Below are 14,957 nucleotides of genomic sequence, written 5' to 3' on the forward strand. Positions count from 1 at the left end.
CGCGCGCCGTTCCGGCCCGGGGCGGGACTGGGGCGCGCCGCACGGAGCGGCGGGCGCGGTGGGGCGAACGGTGCCCCGACCGCGTAAGAATGGGGGGTATGGCCTCGACGACCACCGAATCAGCGCCCTTCTCCGACCCGGCGGAGTTCGAACGGGCCGCCGAACTCCTGGAGTCCGCCGAACGCGTCACGGTCCTCACCGGGGCGGGGGTGTCCACCGACTCCGGCATCCCCGACTTCCGCGGACCGCACGGGGTGTGGACCACCGACCCGGACGCGCAGGCCCTGTCCGACATCGACATCTACATGGGCGACGCGGACGTGCGCCGCCGGGTGTGGGCCCAGCGCCGTACCCACCCGGTGTGGCGCGCCCGGCCCAACGCCGCGCACCGCGCCCTGGCCGACCTGGAGGCCACCGGACGGCTGCGCGCCCTGATCACCCAGAACATCGACGGCCTGCACCAGCGGGGCGGGGTGTCCGAGGACGCGGTCATCGAGGTGCACGGCACCATGCTGCGGGTGGTGTGCATGGCCTGCGGTCTGCGCACGCCGAGCGGGACGGTGCTGGCGCGCCTGGACGAGGAGTCCGACCCCCGTTGCCCGGAGTGCGGGGGCATCCAGAAGTCGGACACCATCTCCTTCGGTCAGCGGCTCGACGCGGAGGTGGTCGACGCGGCCAGCCGGGCGGCCCGCGAGTGCGACGTGTTCCTGGCCGTGGGCACGTCGCTGACGGTCCACCCGGTGGCGGGGCTGTGCGACGTGGCCATGATGGCGCGGGCCGCCCTGGTCGTCGTCAACGCCGAGCCCACGCCCTACGACGACTTCGCGGGAGCCGTGGTCCGCGACCCCATCGGCACGGCGCTGCCCGCCCTGGTGGAGCGGGTGCGCGCGGCCGGGTAGGGGCGGCCAAGGCCGCCTCGGCCGTGCCGGGTTCCGGCACGGCCGGTCGCCGGGGCGGCGCTCAGCCGCCGCTGCTGTACTGCCCGGTCGGGGAAGGCGTTCGGTGGAACTCAGGGACGGTGTCGCTGGCTCCTGCATGAGGTTCCGGTAGGGCGTCCCCCCGCGCCAGGTCCCGGACGCGCGCGAGGATCTCCCGGTCGACCAGGCTCTCCAGGCGGCGAAGCGTCGGCGCGATCACCGGGAGGCTGAGCTGAGGGCCGGTCACCACCTCGGTCACCCCGGCGAGGTAGTACTGCAACAGGCTCCGCACACTCTCGGCGAGCACATCCCCAGGCGCGGACATACCGAGGTCTTCGACGGCCTGCCTGAGCACCAGGTGTTCCACGCGTCCCAGGGCTCGGCTCGAAAGGAGCAGCCGTTTGTAGGCCTCCAGCCGTTCCAGGGGGTTTTCGGCGGCGGGGATCAGACGCAGCCGCAGTACCTCGTGCAACTCGGACCAGGTCGTTTCCGTTTCTGTCTCGGACTCCGTATCCACCTCCAATTCAGTCGTGATCTGCGAGTACCAGGTCGCCAGGTCGTTGGAGACGTAACGCAGGTAGGGCAGCAGCCCGAGCAGGAAGCGCGCAGAGGTGCCGTTGACCCGCATCGCCGTCGACCGCAGCAGGCGGGACGTGGTCGTGTTGTGCGGCACGGTGATCTCATAGGGATCGAGTACGGACGGACGAGCGTCCGTGTTCATCCGCAGCTCGAAGCCCATGCTCTCGCCGACGTTGACCGGTGATGAGTCGTCCAGGTCCACGACGGTGGCCGGCCTCTCTTCGCTCCAGCCGTCCAGGTGGCGCACGCGCAGTGTCGCCACGATGCTGAACCATTCGGTTCCGGGCAGGGTCCGCCACAGCGCGGCCGTGTGCTGCCAGTCCTGGAGGGTCTCGGGGGAGTCCGGGAACAGTTCCCGGATGTCCACCGGCTCCTGGCGCACCAGGCACAACAGGATCATGAGGTTGCTGGTGTAGTTGGCCTCGCGTCGGGTCAGCGGCAGCCGTGTGGGCTCGTAGGCGGTGTAGGAGCGGTTGGAGGCGGGGAAAGGCGCTTCCTGGAACAGCTCCACGAGCAGCTGCGCGTAGTCCTCGCGGGCCTCGGGTTCCTCGGCGAACCGCCTCTCAAGGAGTTCAGCGAGGAAGTCCACAACCTTCTCCCGACCCGCATAGGTGGCGAAGGAGGACAGGGCGTACAGCTCACCGTCATCGGGACGCGTGCTGCGGCCGCGGCGCCGGGACGAACGCGAGCGGGACTCGCCCAACTCCTCCACCGCGGCGACCACGGCCCGCGCCACCAGGTACTCGCCGAAGGTGGCGTGCAGGAACTCGAACACGCTCGCGGCGCCGCCGCCCGTCTGCGCACGGGCCTCGTGGACGAAGAAGAACCGGCCCAGCACCTGGTGGGCGGGGTCGATCCGTCCGTGCAGGTCGGCGTCCTCCGCGCGCACCGCCGCGTCGGGCATGAGAACCGCGAGGTCGCGGTCCAGCTCGTCGGCGTCCACGCTCTGCTTGCGCCGCGTGAACATCGCCAACGCGGCGATCTCCAGACGGCGCAGTTCGTCCTCGATCGCGTCGTCCAGGTCCCGGTCGTTGAGGTGGGGCTGGTGCTTGTCCACCTCACGCCTGGCGAACATCGTCAACAGCCGTTCGTACAGCTCCCCGTGGGACAGGGCGTGCGAGGCGCGCCGCAGACCGTTGTCCCCGGCGTCGTAGATGAGCAGCATCAGCAGCAACAGGGGCTGCTCGGCCAGTTCGCGGTAGGGCAGGAGTGAGTCGACGTTCAGCGGTTCGAGGCCGCGGGAGGAGAACACCCGCCCGTTCGCCCCGTTCCACACCTGGAGCATCCGCTCGATCTGGGACTCGGTGAAGGGCTCCAGCCGCATCACCATGGAGCCGTCGGGGAAACGGGCCCGGTCGGCCACGACGGTGCGGCTGGTGACGATCACCGCCGTCGGCTGGCCCAGCGCCTCCTGCTGGTGCTGGAACTCCTGGACCCGCTCCAGGTAGTCGGAGCGGTCTACCCCGGTCGCCTGGAGGAGCTCGTCGAAGCCGTCCAGGATGATGACGGGCAGGGCGCCGTCCGCGGACTCGGTGAGTTCGCGCCAGGACACTCGGGTGTGGAGGGTCGCGGCGAGCCCCTCCTCGATCTGCACATGGATGGGTGAGTTCGGCTGGACCGAGCGCAACTCCACGCGGATGGGGAGGAAGTCGGAGTCGGGCAGACTGGCCGCGAGCATCTCGGTGAACTTGGATTTGCCCGCCCCGGGGTGGCCCAGGATGACCGTGGGGACCTCCGTGGCGATCGGGTGGACCAGGTGCGCGGCGATGACCCGCTGAAGGTCCGCGAGCACGGGAAGACGCTCCCACCACTCCTCGGAGGAGGGGCTGCCGCTGTGCACCGCGTAGGCGGCACGACCCCTTGGCGGGACGTAGGCATCCTCCAGCGTGGGCAGGGAGAGACCCGGCGGGACGTCGTCCGAACGCAGCACCGGTTGGCGCAGGACCGCCCGGTACCCGGCGGACAGCTCCTTGCGCCGGACGTCCACCGCACGGCGGGAGCTGATCTCCTCCAGACGCCGACGCAGCTCTCCGAGCCCCGTGCCGACGGTCTCGCGCGTGTGCTCGTGCTCGGCCAGGTGTACCCACATGCCGAACTCGGGGACGTCGGCGGAGAGCTGGCGGTAGTACTCCTGGTACCGGTGGGAGGCGTACCGGGGGACGAGGCGCCCCATCTGCTCCAGGAGGGTGTGGTCCTGCGAGGTGATGCCGTGCTGCTCGACCACCGCCAGCCCTGTCAGGACCGCGGCGAAGTCCCTGAACAGGAAGTCCGAGAAGAAGCGCGGGACCCAGCCCGACCCCAGGGACACGGCTGGGCTGGTCCCGGAGTGCGCCAGGACGCGGTCCATCAGCGCGATCTGTTCCCCACGGGTGAACTCCAGGTCGGCCAGGGAGAAGGGGGCGTCCAGTTCGTTCAGGGCCTCCTCGACCGCCTCGAAGAACGCGACGGTGACCAGGATCTGGTGGGCCGCCTCGATCTTCTCCGTCCGCGAGGTCCGGCTCTCACCGCTGATCTTGTCCCGGATACCCTCGATGGCCTGACGGCCTCCGCTGACCAGCGCTCCCCGCAGCCCGAAGAGGTCGGGCACCCCCACCAGCCCCAGTCCGCCGTCCGTGAGCCTCTCGGCGAGGTTCATCACCTCCGAGTCGTTCTGGCCGAGGATCTTGAGCGCGTCCGCGTAGGTGAGCCGTTTCGCCATCGGGGGTGCCTCTTCCCGCTTCGAGGGAGGTTGTGGAAACACGGTCGGACCCGGCGCCGGGGGCGGTGCCGAGTCCGCAGGTCAGCATGGGTGTCGGGGGTCGGGGCGGAGTGAGCGTGCTCCCGTGGTGGGATCCGTTAGGGCAGCTCCCAGTTCACCAGGTCGGAGTTCTGCTCCTTGAGCATCTCGTTGGCACGGCTGAACGGCTTCGAGCCGAAGAACCCGTTCCGTGCCGAGAGCGGGCTCGGGTGCGCGGACTCCACGCACGGCACGCCCGGCATCAGCGGGCGCAGGTTGCGGGCGTCGCGCCCCCACAGGATCGCCACCAGCGGCTTGTCTCGCTCGGCGAGCGCCCGGATGGCCTGCTCGGTGACGGCCTCCCAGCCCTTGCCCCGGTGCGAACCGGCCTTGCCCGGCTCCACCGACAGCACCCTGTTGAGCAGCAGCACGCCCTGCCGGGTCCACGGGGTCAGGTCGCCGTTGGAGGGCATGGGCACGCCCAGGTCGTCGACCATCTCCTTGTAGATGTTGCGCAGGCTCGCGGGCAGGCGCACGTCCGGGGCGACCGAGAAGCTCAGGCCCACCGCGTTGCCCGGGGTCGGGTAGGGGTCCTGGCCCACGATGAGCACGCGCACGTCCTCGAAGGGCTGCTTGAAGGCGCGCAGGACGTTCTCGCCGGCGGGGAGGTAGGTGCGGCCCTCCGAGACCTCCTGGCGCAGGAAGTCGCCCATCGCGGCGATCTGCGGCGCGACCGGCTCCAGGGCCTCGGCCCAACCGCTGTCCATGATTTCTTTCAGGTCCTTCGGCATGGCCAGAACACTAGCGGCAGCGGGCGACATCCACGTCCGCTTCGGGCCTGCCCAGCTCCCGGCAGCCCGGGTTTTTCACCCGAGGACGCGGAGCCGGGCACCCGTCTCGTCCACGTACTCGTGCACGGAGCGTTCGGGAACACGGTAGGAGCGGCCCACCCGGACCGCCGGGAGGACTCCGGCGTGAACCATGCGGTACACCGTCATCTTCGACACGCGCATGATCGTGGCGACCTCCGCGACAGTCAGGAAGCGCATCTCCTCACGGGGTGCCTTCTGTCCGCGCCGAAGCGACGGGACGGGCACCAGGTCATCGAACTCCAGGATCTGGGCGGCGAACGCGTTCACCCACGCCCGTGTGGCCGGATCCGCCGCTCCGGACTCCCGCAGAACCTCCAGGAGGGCTGTGGTGTCCAGAGGACGCCCCAGGGTGAGGACCTCTACTCCCACCGGTCGGCCCACCGGCTTCGAGGACCGTGGACCGGTGGCGGAGCCGTCCGGAGCGGCCGGTATCACGCGTCGGGGACGAGCACGACCTTCCCGACGACGGTGCGGGACTCGGCGAGGGTCATCGCGCGGGAGGCCTCCGAGAGCGGTACGCGGGCGGCCACCCTCGGCGCCAGGACCCCGTCGGCGAGCAGCCGCAGCACCTCGGTCAGGTCCTCGCGCAGGCGGGCGCGGAAGGCGTCGGCGCGGCGGCCGCGTCCTGCCCAGAAGTTGTAGAAGTGGGCGCCGCGGCCGTTGGGCAGGGCGTTCCACACCATCAGACGGCCGAAGAGCGCGAGCACGGGCAGCCGGGAGTCGCCCTCGACGTCCTTCGTCGACGCCGTGCCGTAGGAGACGAGCGTGCCGCCGCGCCGCAGCAGGCGCCACGAGCGGACCAGCCCGCCGCCGCCGACGTGGTCGAACACCGCGTCCACGCCCTCGGGCGCCAGGTCCCGGATCCTGTCGTACGCGTGCGGGTCGCGGTAGTCGACGGGGGTCGCGCCGAGCGCGCGCACGGCCTCGTGGTGGCGCGGCGCGGCCGTGCCGATCACGGTGATCCCGGCGTGCCGGGCGAGTTGGACCAGGACCGTGCCGACGCCGCCGTTGGCGCCCAGCACGACGACGGTGCCGCCCCGCCGCACGCGGGCCGTGCGGTGCAGCATCTGCCAGGCGGTGATGCCGTTGACGAGCAGCGCCTCGACCTCCGCCGGGTCCGTCCCCTCCGGCACCGCGACGAGGTCGCGGGCGTCCAGGAGCAGGTGGCTGGCCCAGGCGCCGGTCTTGGTGACGGCGGCGAAGCGGCGCCCGACGAAGGAGGCGTCCACGCCCGGACCGGCGGCCTCGACGGTGCCGACGACGTCGTAGCCCGGCACGAACGGGAACGGGGGCTGGTCGAAGTACTTGCCCCGGCGCATCTGCTGCTCGGCGAACGAGACCCCGGTCGCCTCCATCCGCAGCAGCACGTGTCCGGGTCCGGGAGCGGGCAGGGCCCGGGGCCGCAGCCGGAGGCCGGGGGGTTCGACCCGGCCGGGCAGCAGGACCTGGGTGGCGGTGGTGGCGGCGACGGCGTTCATGGGGCCTCCTGTCGGAGCAGTCTTGCTAACGCTCGTAAACTTACACGCGTAAACTCAAGGGTGCAAGACGGGCCGTCGACTTCCAGCCGTAAGGTGACACAATGAAGGACACGAAGGAGGCCTCCGCGCCGCGCACCCGTAACCGTCGAGGTCAGGGCGGCCGCCTGCGGGAGGAGATCGTCGACGCCGCGGTGGAGATGCTCGACGAGACGGGGGACGAGCGCACCATCAGCCTGCGGTCCGTCGCGCGCCGCGTCGGGATCGCGGCGCCGTCGATCTACCGGCATTTCCCGGACCAGCCCGCCATCATGCTGGCCGTGGTCCGCCGGGCCTTCGACGAGCTGGAGGCGGCGCTGAAAGCGGCGGTGGCGCGGGCGGGCGACGACCCCCGTGCGCGCCTGTACGCCACGTGCCACGCCTACCTCGGCTTCGCCCGCTCACGCCCCGAGCGCTACCGCACCATGTTCGGCGGCCTGTGGATGCCCACGCTCGGGGAATCCTCGGTGACCGAGCAGGACCTCGTCAGCCTCGGGGACGCGAGCCTGCGCGTGCTCGGCGAGGCGCTCGCCGCCTGCGTCGAGGCCGGGATCTCCACCAGCACCGACCCCCGCGCCGACGCGGTCGGGCTGTGGCTGGGCCTGCACGGGCTCGCCCACCAGCGCGCCGTGACCCGGGTCTTCCCCGGACCGGAGGACATCGGCGAGCGGATGATCCCGGCGCTGGCCCGCCTCCGCGAGGACTGAAGGCCCCCGCGCCGCCTCGGAACCCGGCCCCGACGGCGCCGCCCGCACGTCCGGTGCGCCGTGCGACCGCCCCCGTACGGGGGCGTCGGGCGGCCACGGCCGTGTCCTGGAGACGGCGGCGCCCCCGCGCTCCGGTCCGTGGGTCCAGGACCTCGGGACAGGAGCGCGGGGGCGTGCGTCCGCTCTGGTGCGCGTCCGCTCCGGTGGGGGACGGGGGCGGACGGGGGCGTCGGGGGAGGGGAATCCGTGCGGGGGCGGCCGGGCGGCGCGGTCTACTCGGCGCGCCATCCCCCCTGGCGGGTGGACAGGTTCAGCGCGGTGGTCACCAGCGGCACGTGGCTGAACGCCTGGGGGAAGTTGCCGACCTGGCGGTTCTCGCGCGGGTCCCACTCCTCGGCCAGCAGGCCCACGTCGTTGCGCAGGGACAGCAGCCGCTCGAACAGCTCGCGGGCCTCGTCCTGGCGGCCGATCGACAGCAGCGCGTTGGCCATCCAGAAGCTGCACGCCAGGAACGCGCCCTCGTTGCCGGGCAGCTGGTCGGCGGAGTCGTCCAGGTCGGTGCGGTAGCGCAGCACGAACCCGTCCACCATCAGGTCCTTGCGCACCGCCTCGATCGTGCCGACCACGCGCGGGTCGTCGTAGGGCAGGAAGCCCACCTCGGGGATCAGCAGCAGCGCCGCGTCCAGTTCCTTGCTGCCGTAGTACTGGGTGAACGTGTTGCGCTGGGGGTCGTAGCCGTATTCGCACACCTCGGCGTGGATCGTGTCGCGCAGGGCCTTCCAGCGTTCGATGGGCCCCTCCTTGCCGAACTCCTCGATGCTGCGCACCGCGCGGTCGGCCGCCACCCAGGCCATCACCTTGGAGTGCACGAAGTGCTGGCGCGGCCCGCGCACCTCCCACAGGCCCTCGTCCGGCTCGTCCCAGCACCACTCCAGGTAGTTGACCAGCGAGCGCTGGAGGCCCCACAGGTAGTCGCCGCCGCGGATGTTGTGGCGGCGGGCCAGGTGCAGCACGTCCATGACCTCGCCGTAGACGTCGAGCTGGTACTGGCCCACGGCGGCGTTGCCGATCCGGACCGGGCGGGAGGCCTCGTAGCCCGGCAGCCACTCGGCCTCCCACTCGGTGAGCCTGCGCTCGCCGCGGATGCCGTACATGATCTGCATGAGCTGGGGTTCGCCCGCGATCGCCCGCACCAGCCACTCGCGCCAGGCCAGCGCCTCGTCCTTGTAGCCGGAGCGGATCATCGCCTCCAGCGTGATGGTGGCGTCGCGCAGCCAGCAGTAGCGGTAGTCCCAGTTGCGCACCCCGCCGATCTCCTCGGGCAGGGAGGTGGTGGGGGCGGCGACGATCCCGCCGGTGGGGCGGTAGGTCAGGGCCTTGAGCACGATGAGGGAGCGGATCACCGCCTCGCGGTAGGGACCCTCGTAGGTGCACTGGTTGACCCACTTCTCCCAGAAGCGCTCGGTGCGCGAGAGCGCCTTCTCCGCGTCCAGGTGGTCGGACTCCTCCACCTGGGAGGGGTGCCAGGTCATCACGAAGGGCACCCGCTGGCCCGCGGTGACGGTGAAGGTGGCGTCGTGGGTGAAGTTGTGGCCCTGGAGGGGGATGGGGGTGCTGAGCCAGATGGCGTCGGGTCCGGCGATGGCCACCAGTTCGGCCCCGGTCCGGTGCACCCACGGCACGACGTGGCCGTAGTCGAAGCGGATGCGCATGGTCGTCTCCATGCGCACGGAGCCGCTCAGCCCCTCGACGATGCGCACGATGTGCGGGGCGCCGCCGCGCGGCGGCATGAAGTCGATGACCCGGACCGACCCGGAGGGGGTGTCCCACTCCGACTCCAGGATGAGCGTGTCGCCCCGGTAGCGGCGGCGGGTGGCGCGCGGCTCGCCCTCGGCGGGGCGCAGGGTCCAGCAGCCGTTCTGCTCGTCGCCCAGCAGCGCGGCGAAACAGGCCGAGGAGTCGAAGTCGGGAAGGCACGCCCAGTCGATGGAGCCGTCGCGCCCGACCAGCGCGGCGGTCTGCATGTCGCCGATCATTGCGTAGTCCTCGATCCAGCCGGGCACGCGGCTCACCCCCATCAGGTCGTCATGGTCTCTGCGGTCGGCGCCTCGTGGGGTGCGCGGTGTCCTGCGACGGCCGCCCGCGCGCGCACCCGTGTGCGCGTCCCGCCGGGGTCCCGTCTCCTGCCCGCCATGGGGGGCGGCACCGCCGCCAGGCGCCGTTCGGGCCACGTTCCGCCTCCGCACCAGCCGCCGCTCGCCTTCCACCCGGTAATGTGCCCAGGTGAAGGCAGCCGAAAAGGCCGGTGCCCAGGAACCGTCCCGAACACGGTCCTTTCCGTTCACCGCGGTCCCCATCTTTCCCCCTCCTCCGGAGGGGCGCCACCCGCAGTTGCACGTGCACCGGCAGGTGCAGCGAAGTATGTGGCGGAATGGGGGAGTTTATTGGACCAGAAGTTATGACGCGGTGATCAAGATCCGGTGACGGGAAGGCCAAGGTCAGCCGCAATGGGTGTACTCGGCGCGTCCACAACCCCTCCGGGCGTCCGGAGCCGCGCGCCCGGCGGTACGGGCCGTGCCCCGTGCGACCGTAGTCCGCCGCGAGTGGCCGCGGGCGCGGCGGTACCGCTCGTCCGGACGGGAAGTAAGCCGAAGCAACCGCCGGAGCCGCGCCTGGCGGTACCGCGCGGTACCGCCTTCCCTGCGCACGGGTCCGCTCCGGGACGGCTCACCCCTGGGGCGGCTCACTCCGGGTAGACCGGCCCCGGCGTACTCCCGCGTCCGGCTCCCGGGGACCGTCGGGGACCGGGCCGCCCGGCGACCGGATCGGGCACGCGCATCAGGGGCAGGAAGACCTGGGCCAGCGGCCCGATCGCCACCGCGAACACCAGCGTGCCCACCCCCACGGTTCCGCCCAGGAGGAAGCCGGTGACCACGACGGTCACCTCGATCACCGTCCTGGCCAGGCGCACCGACCACCCCCGGGCCGCCAGGCCGGTCATCAGCCCGTCCCGGGGGCCCGGGCCCAGCTGGGCGCCGATGTAGCAGCCGGTCGCGACCGCGCACACCACCACCCCGAGCCCCAGCAGCAGCACCCGCACCAGCAGCGAATCCGCCTCGGGCAGCAGCCACAGGAACAGGTCCACCGTCATGCCCACGACGACCACGTTGCTCAGCGTGCCCAGACCCGGCTTCTGGCGCAACGGAATCCACAGCAGCATCAGCATCGCGCCCACCAGCACGCTCCACGTGCCGATGGACAGACCCGTCTGGCGGGACAACCCCTGGTGCAGCACGTCCCAGGGCATCGCGCCCAGCCCCGCGTGCACCAGCAGCGCGCCGCTCAGCCCGTAGAGGACCAGGCCCGCGTACAGCTGCGCCAGGCGGCGCCGCCGGGGCCGGGGCAGGGCGGGGGCGACCAGCACCCGGCCCAGCAGGGCGGCGGCCGCGTCACGGGCGGGACGGGGCTGTGCGGTCACGGGGACACCTGTCTTTCCTGGGATCATCGGAGGAGAACCCGCGCGAAGGCACGGGCACACGGTCCCGGCGGGGCGAGGCCGGTGGCGGCGGCCCGGGGCCGGACCGTTCGCCGTCCCCCGTGGCTCCCGCGCCGGGCCCGGGTCCAGTAAGGGGTCCACCTGGGTATCGTGGCTGATGTGGCGCCTGGAATGAAGAGCCAATCCGGGTAACTGGCCCTTTCAATGCGGCGGCAGGGGACGGCATGGCGAGACAGAGCGCTCACCGCGCGGCGGAGCGTTCCGGGGGCGGTACCCGGCGGATCAACGGGCGTCTGCTGGCACGCCTCATCGGTGAGGCGCCCGTGGAGCGCCCCTTCTACCTGGCCATCGCCCGCGCCGTCAGCGGACTGGTCCTGGACGGCCGCGTGCCCACCAACACCCGCCTCCCGGCCGAACGCGACCTCGCCGCCGCCCTCGGGGTCAGCCGCAACACCGTCACCGCCGCCTACGCCTGGCTGCGCGACAACCGCTTCCTGGAGAGCAGGCAGGGCGCGGGCAGCTGGACCGTCCTACCCGACTCCGCGACCAGCGAGCCCTCGCCCTTCGTCCCCACCGCCGAGCACATCGACCTGGGGGTGGCCGCGCCCCCGGCGGTGGAGGGGCTGCGCGCCGCCGCGTTCCGGGCCGCCGAACAGCTCGCCGCGCACGTGGGAGGGCTCGGCTACTACCCCTACGGGCTGCCCGAGCTGCGGCACGCCATCGCCCGGCGCTACGTCGAGCGCGGGCTGCCCACCACCCCCGAGCAGATCTTCGTCACCAACGGCGCCCAGCAGGGCGTGGCGCTGGCCGTGGACATGCTCGTGCAGTCCGGCGACGAGGTCCTGGTGGAGTCGCCCACCTACCCGCACGCCCTGGACGCCATCCGGCGGGCCGGGGCCCGGGTGCGCACGGTCGGGGTGACCCCGCAGGGCTGGGACATGGAGTACCTGGTCGACGCGTTCCGCCAGTGGAAACCCCGGCTGGCCTACCTGATCCCCGACTTCCACAACCCCACCGGCGCCCTGATGGACGACGAGGAGCGCCGGGTCCTGGTGCGCGAGGCGCGCCGGGCGGGAACCCACCTGATCGTCGACGAGACCGTCGCCGAACTGGCCATCGACTCCGGCGACCTGCCCGCGCCGGTGGCCGCCCACGACACCGACGGCCGGGTGCTGACGGTGGGGTCGGTGGCCAAGCTGCTGTGGGGCGGCCTGCGGGTGGGGTGGGTGCGCACCACGCCGCCGATGGTGGCCCGGCTCATGGCCGCCCGACAGCGATTCGACCTGGCCGGGGCGGTGCTGGACCAGCTCACCGCCACCCACCTGCTCGCCGACGTGCTGCGCATCCGGGCCGAGCGCAGCCGCCAACTGCGCCGCAACCGCGACGCGCTGCTGCACGCGCTGCGCGAGCGCCTCCCCGACTGGCGGCCCAGCGTGCCCGGGGGCGGGATGGTGCTGTGGGCGACCCTGCCCCACCCCGTGGCCAGCGCGCTGGCCACGGCCGCGATCCGGCACGGGGTGCACCCGGCCGCGGGGCCGGTGTTCGGCGCCGACGGAACCCTGGAACGCTACCTGCGCCTGGCCTACACCCAGCCGCCGGACGTGCTCGTGGACGCCGTGGAGCGCCTGGCCGCCGCCTACACCGAGACCCTGGTCCACCCGGCGCAGCCCCGGGGGCAGCTGTACGTGTGAGGGCACGCCGAGGGGAGGGGAAGGCACGAGGTCCCCTTGTCAACAGCTCACCACGCCCGGCAGCCCCGGCACCACCCCGAACCCGCGCCTGTGGACGAGTCGGCGCCGGGCTGCCGTCCGCTCCGGCGCTCCCCTCAGGCGCCGCCCGCGGGCACGGCGAAGCGCTGGGCGAAGCGGACCACCTCGCCCAGCACCTCGTCCCGGTTGGTCTCGTTGAACACCTCGTGCCGGGCGCCGGGGAAGACCCGCGCGGTGAAGTCCTCGCCCATGATCGCCGTCACACCCACCCGCGTGCCCTCCAGCGGTACCAGCCGGTCGTCGGAGCCGTGCACCCACAGCAGCGGCAGCGGCCCCAAGCTCCCGGCGGCCAGACCCCGCTCGATCTCGGTGAGCATGGCGTTCACCGTGGTGCGCTTGAAGGGCCCGTGCCAGACCAGCTCGTCGGCCACGTACGCCTCGCCCACGGCCGGGTCCCGCGAGAGGACGGACGGGTCGATGGGGGCGTCGGGGATCTCCTCGGCGGCGGCGATCCGCTCCAGGGCCTCCCACCGGCCCAGCACCGGCCCGGACAGCACCAGCGCGCTCACCCGCTCGGGGTGGGTCTGGGCGTAGCGGGAGGCGATGAGCCCGCCCATGGAGTGGCCGATGAGCACGAGCGGCAGCGTCCGGTAGGCGGTGCGCGCCTGGGTGACGAGCCGGTGCACGTCCTCGACCACGCCCGCGTAGTCCTCGATCAGGACCCGCTCGCCGGAGGAGCCCCCGTGTCCGCGGTGGTCGGCGCCGTAGACCACCGCGCCCGCCCGGACCAGGTCCTCGGCCACCGCGTGGTACCTGCCCAGGTGTTCGCCGTAGCCGTGCACCAGCACCGCGAGCCAGGTCGGCTCGCCCTCGGTCGGCGCCCACGCCCGCGCCGCCAGCTTCCCCGAACCGTCCGGTCCGCCCGCCAGGGCCCACTCGCGTGTGGTGATCACCGTGTCCCGCCTCCTCGCCCGAGCCTTCGTCTGCGACGATCGAAGCCGTGTACGACCGTCGGATGGTCACCCTACGGCGGGCCGGGGCCGGTGCGCAGCAGGGCGGAGCGGGTCCGCGCGGCCCGCAGCCCCGGGGGGGAGTGTGGGATCGGCCGATACGCCGACCGGTTTCTCGTGTCAGCCCACGAAAAACGGCATATGTCACGATTGGGACTGCCCGCCGCTTAAAGGGATCTTCTACGCTTATCTATGGGTACCCCTCGGGCCGGGTACACCTCCGTACACGGACCGCCCGACAACCCGGACTGGAGAGGGTGACGCCCGTGCTGGCCGACTCCTACGGACGAGTGGCGACCGACCTGCGGGTCTCGCTCACCGACCGCTGCAACCTCAGGTGCACCTACTGCATGCCACCGGAGGGGTTGGAGTGGTTGCCCAAGCCGGAACTGCTCACCGACGACGAACTCCTGCGCCTCATCCGCATCGGTGTCACCCGCCTCGGCATCACCGAGGTGCGCTTCACCGGCGGAGAACCCCTGCTCCGCCGAGGCCTGCCCGGCCTCGTCGCCGGGACCACCGCGCTGGAGCCCCGCCCCCAGACCGCCCTGACCACCAACGGCATCGGGCTGGCCCGCATGGCCCCCGCCCTCGCCGAGGCCGGGCTCGACCGGGTCAACGTCTCCCTCGACACCCTGCGCCCCGACGTGTTCGAGACCCTCGCCCGCCGCCGCAGGCTCGACGACGTCCTCGACGGCCTGGCGGGCGCCGCGCGGGCCGGGCTCACCCCCGTCAAGGTCAACGCCGTGCTCATGCGCGGAGTCAACGACGACGACGCCCCCGACCTGCTGCGCTTCTGCGTCGAACACGGCTACGAGCTGCGGTTCATCGAGCAGATGCCGCTGGACGCCCAGCACGGCTGGCGGCGCGACACCATGATCACCGCCGAGGAGATCCTCGCCACCCTCGAAACCGAGTTCACCCTCGACCCGGCCGACGCCGACACGCGCGGCAGCGCCCCGGCCGAGCTCTTCCACGTGCGCGGAGCCCGCTTCCCCAACGGGGAGCAGGCCACCGTCGGCGTCATCGGATCGGTCACCCGGCCCTTCTGCGGCGCCTGCGACCGCGTCCGCCTCACCGCCGACGGACAGGTGCGCAACTGCCTGTTCGCCCGCGAGGAGTCCGACCTGCGCTCCCTGCTGCGGGGCGGCGCCACCGACGACGAGATCGCCCGGAGCTGGACCGCCGCGGTGTCCGCCAAACTGCCCGGACACGGCATCAACGACCCCAGCTTCCTCCAGCCCTCCCGGCCGATGTCGGCGATCGGCGGCTGAGCCCCGGTCGGGGCAGGCCACCGGTGCGCCCTGGCGCCGCGCCCGCTCCGCCCTAAAATCCGTTGCCTCCTCCGGTCGGCTCTGGCTTGATGTTCCGGGGGCGCGACCGCGTACGCGCCCCGTACGAACGACCCCACAGGCCGTGCCGGGAAAGGGAGGTGGC

At 72.4% G+C, this 14,957-nt stretch carries 11 protein-coding genes; 4 read left to right on the forward strand and 7 right to left on the reverse strand.

Annotated elements, in window-relative coordinates; all coding sequences use genetic code 11:
• Nucleotides 1-98 precede the first annotated feature (98 nt).
• Nucleotides 99-899 carry an SIR2 family NAD-dependent protein deacylase gene (locus AC0VX6_RS10675; protein WP_274977381.1) on the forward strand — a complete coding sequence of 267 codons (801 nt, stop codon included), beginning with the start codon at nt 99-101 and terminating at the stop codon, nt 897-899.
• Nucleotides 900-960: 61 nt separating this feature from the next.
• On the opposite strand, the gene AC0VX6_RS10680 is transcribed toward AC0VX6_RS10675, so the two are convergent.
• The 4 genes from AC0VX6_RS10680 to AC0VX6_RS10695 all read right to left on the reverse strand — a co-directional run bounded on the left by AC0VX6_RS10680 (nt 961) and on the right by AC0VX6_RS10695 (nt 6,562).
• The gene (locus AC0VX6_RS10680) at nt 961-4,194 is read right to left on the reverse strand and encodes an NACHT domain-containing protein (protein WP_475468406.1); all 3,234 of its coding nucleotides are present in this window, start codon (nt 4,192-4,194) and stop codon (nt 961-963) included.
• 137 nt (nt 4,195-4,331) lie between these two features.
• Nucleotides 4,332-5,003 (reverse strand): uracil-DNA glycosylase, encoded by a 672-nt coding sequence (locus AC0VX6_RS10685; RefSeq protein ID WP_302475394.1) that lies wholly within the window; start codon nt 5,001-5,003, stop codon nt 4,332-4,334.
• Between the two features lie 75 nt (nt 5,004-5,078).
• Entirely contained in the window at nt 5,079-5,261 is a 183-nt protein-coding gene (locus tag AC0VX6_RS10690) for a helix-turn-helix domain-containing protein (RefSeq protein WP_475469305.1), read from the reverse strand.
• Nucleotides 5,262-5,515: 254 nt separating this feature from the next.
• Nucleotides 5,516-6,562, reverse strand: coding sequence for a medium chain dehydrogenase/reductase family protein (locus AC0VX6_RS10695; protein ID WP_274977383.1), 1,047 nt, complete (start codon nt 6,560-6,562; stop codon nt 5,516-5,518).
• 101 nt (nt 6,563-6,663) lie between these two features.
• Here AC0VX6_RS10695 and AC0VX6_RS10700 point away from each other — a divergent pair, with 101 nt between their 5' ends.
• On the forward strand, nt 6,664-7,305 hold the full coding sequence (locus AC0VX6_RS10700) for a TetR/AcrR family transcriptional regulator (RefSeq protein ID WP_475468408.1): 642 nt from the start codon (nt 6,664-6,666) through the stop codon (nt 7,303-7,305).
• Nucleotides 7,306-7,577: 272 nt separating this feature from the next.
• Here the strand turns inward: AC0VX6_RS10700 and AC0VX6_RS10705 are convergent, their stop codons facing one another.
• Together AC0VX6_RS10705 and yczE are read right to left on the reverse strand one after the other, a co-directional pair.
• A complete protein-coding gene (locus AC0VX6_RS10705) occupies nt 7,578-9,383 on the reverse strand; it encodes a glycoside hydrolase family 15 protein (RefSeq protein ID WP_274977385.1) in 1,806 nt (601 codons plus the stop codon).
• A 665-nt stretch (nt 9,384-10,048) separates the two neighbouring features.
• A complete protein-coding gene (yczE, locus tag AC0VX6_RS10710; protein WP_475468410.1) occupies nt 10,049-10,783 on the reverse strand; it encodes a membrane protein YczE in 735 nt (244 codons plus the stop codon).
• Nucleotides 10,784-11,025: 242 nt separating this feature from the next.
• On the opposite strand from yczE, the gene yczR reads away from it, so the two are divergent.
• The gene (yczR, locus tag AC0VX6_RS10715; protein ID WP_274977387.1) at nt 11,026-12,492 is read left to right on the forward strand and encodes a MocR-like transcription factor YczR; all 1,467 of its coding nucleotides are present in this window, start codon (nt 11,026-11,028) and stop codon (nt 12,490-12,492) included.
• A 134-nt stretch (nt 12,493-12,626) separates the two neighbouring features.
• Here the strand turns inward: yczR and AC0VX6_RS10720 are convergent, their stop codons facing one another.
• A complete protein-coding gene (locus AC0VX6_RS10720; protein WP_274977388.1) occupies nt 12,627-13,463 on the reverse strand; it encodes an alpha/beta hydrolase in 837 nt (278 codons plus the stop codon).
• Nucleotides 13,464-13,786: 323 nt separating this feature from the next.
• Between AC0VX6_RS10720 and moaA the strand changes: the two genes are divergently transcribed.
• Nucleotides 13,787-14,794: a GTP 3',8-cyclase MoaA gene (moaA, locus tag AC0VX6_RS10725; protein ID WP_248774547.1), complete on the forward strand. Its 1,008-nt coding sequence runs from the start codon at nt 13,787-13,789 to the stop codon at nt 14,792-14,794.
• The last annotated feature ends 163 nt before the right edge of the window (nt 14,795-14,957 follow it).

Source organism: Nocardiopsis sp. iso_25, from assembly GCF_056173305.1.

Coding starts and splice junctions, on each gene's coding strand:
- AC0VX6_RS10675 (WP_274977381.1), top strand. CDS start 99: ATGGCCTCGACGACCACCGAATCAGCGCCCTTCTCCGACCCGGCGGAG.
- AC0VX6_RS10680 (WP_475468406.1), bottom strand. CDS start 4,194: ATGGCGAAACGGCTCACCTACGCGGACGCGCTCAAGATCCTCGGCCAG.
- AC0VX6_RS10685 (WP_302475394.1), bottom strand. CDS start 5,003: ATGCCGAAGGACCTGAAAGAAATCATGGACAGCGGTTGGGCCGAGGCC.
- AC0VX6_RS10690 (WP_475469305.1), bottom strand. CDS start 5,261: ATGCGCTTCCTGACTGTCGCGGAGGTCGCCACGATCATGCGCGTGTCG.
- AC0VX6_RS10695 (WP_274977383.1), bottom strand. CDS start 6,562: ATGAACGCCGTCGCCGCCACCACCGCCACCCAGGTCCTGCTGCCCGGC.
- AC0VX6_RS10700 (WP_475468408.1), top strand. CDS start 6,664: ATGAAGGACACGAAGGAGGCCTCCGCGCCGCGCACCCGTAACCGTCGA.
- AC0VX6_RS10705 (WP_274977385.1), bottom strand. CDS start 9,383: ATGGGGGTGAGCCGCGTGCCCGGCTGGATCGAGGACTACGCAATGATC.
- yczR (WP_274977387.1), top strand. CDS start 11,026: ATGGCGAGACAGAGCGCTCACCGCGCGGCGGAGCGTTCCGGGGGCGGT.